Source organism: uncultured Campylobacter sp., from assembly GCF_938045775.1.
Lineage (GTDB): Bacteria > Campylobacterota > Campylobacteria > Campylobacterales > Campylobacteraceae > Campylobacter_B.
Genome location: NZ_CALIBH010000182.1, coordinates 1 through 1150, shown reverse-complemented (window position 1 = coordinate 1150; position 1150 = coordinate 1). Strand labels below are relative to the sequence as shown.

Genomic DNA, 1150 nt, shown 5'->3' with positions numbered 1-1150 from the left:
GAGATATAGAGAGGCGCTAATCTCTAATATGAATTTTATTAAAAAATTTAAGGGACTTAAGACCGATGGATGCGGAGCAAAGGTATAAATTCACAGGACGGCGAGACATTTGCTCGCTTAGCGGGTGGTTTTCTTGCTTGATTGGTGGGTGACGTCTTTGATTTTGGCGGTTTTGCCTTTTGAGGGCGCGCTAAGGATTGCCGTTTTTGCGGCAATATTTGCGATTTTGGCTTGCGCGCTGCTTTGGTATTTGTTCAAAAGGTATAAAAATTTTAAGCTAAGCAAGCTGTTTGTAGAAAATCCAAATCTCAGTTTACTGCTTTTTGCGGTAGAAAATTTATCGCTCGGCGCTTTTTACGGCGGGTTTTTGGCATGCCTCGCGGCGGGGTATTTTTGGGGCGAGCGTGCCGCCGGCTGGAGCGTGGCGTTTGCATTTGCGTTCGCGCCCGTTTGCCTGATCGTTTTCGTGGTTTCGTATATGTTTAACGAAAAGAAAAGCTAAACTTATGCGCCTTTCGCGCCCGCCAAATTTTATCTCTCGCGTAGCACGGGCTTAGGCGCGGATTTAACGCCTACGAGCTGGGTGCTATTTAAAATTTAGCTTATCCCGCTTGCTTTAAAATTTTAAAATTCTATCGTCGCAAAAGCTCCGCCGCGGGCGCTAAATTTTATCTTGCCGCAATTCGAAACCTACTTGCCGCCACTACACACGCCGTGCTTTAGCACTCGCACGATACGCGCCTATTGTCGCTGCGGCGTTTGCAAAATTTCAAAAAACCGCGCGGAACTCGCCTCGCAAACGGCGATTGCACCGCAGGCTTATTTATGCGGGCAGCGAACTTTGAGCTAAAGACGAGACCCTTATCTTAGCCCGCAAAGCAAATCCGAGCTTTAGCATAGAAAAATGCGAGCAGCGCGAACGCAAAAGCAAAAAAACCGGGCTAGCGGGCGCGGGTGCAGGCGCGTTTGTCCGAAGCCTAGCCCTTTAATTTCATCATTTTTTCTAAAATTTCATACACAAGATCAAACCTTGTAAAGCCGTCTCTATCCAAAAAATGCCCGCCTTTTTGCACCTCGTAAAACTTAGCATCGATCTGCCCCGCTAACTCACGGCTGAAGCTAAACGGCACGATATAATCGTCCTTCGCAG

2 protein-coding genes are annotated in these 1150 nt (G+C 47.5%); one reads left to right on the top strand and one right to left on the bottom strand.

Annotated features, from left to right (window positions below; genetic code table 11):
* Window positions 1-133 precede the first annotated feature (133 nt).
* Window positions 134-502: a hypothetical protein gene (locus Q0238_RS06995; RefSeq protein ID WP_297944357.1), complete on the top strand. Its 369-nt coding sequence runs from the start codon at window positions 134-136 to the stop codon at window positions 500-502.
* Between the two features lie 475 nt (window positions 503-977).
* Here the strand turns inward: Q0238_RS06995 and Q0238_RS06990 are convergent, their stop codons facing one another.
* The gene (locus Q0238_RS06990) at window positions 978-1133 is read right to left on the bottom strand and encodes an alpha/beta hydrolase (RefSeq protein ID WP_297944360.1); all 156 of its coding nucleotides are present in this window, start codon (window positions 1131-1133) and stop codon (window positions 978-980) included.
* Window positions 1134-1150 lie beyond the last annotated feature (17 nt).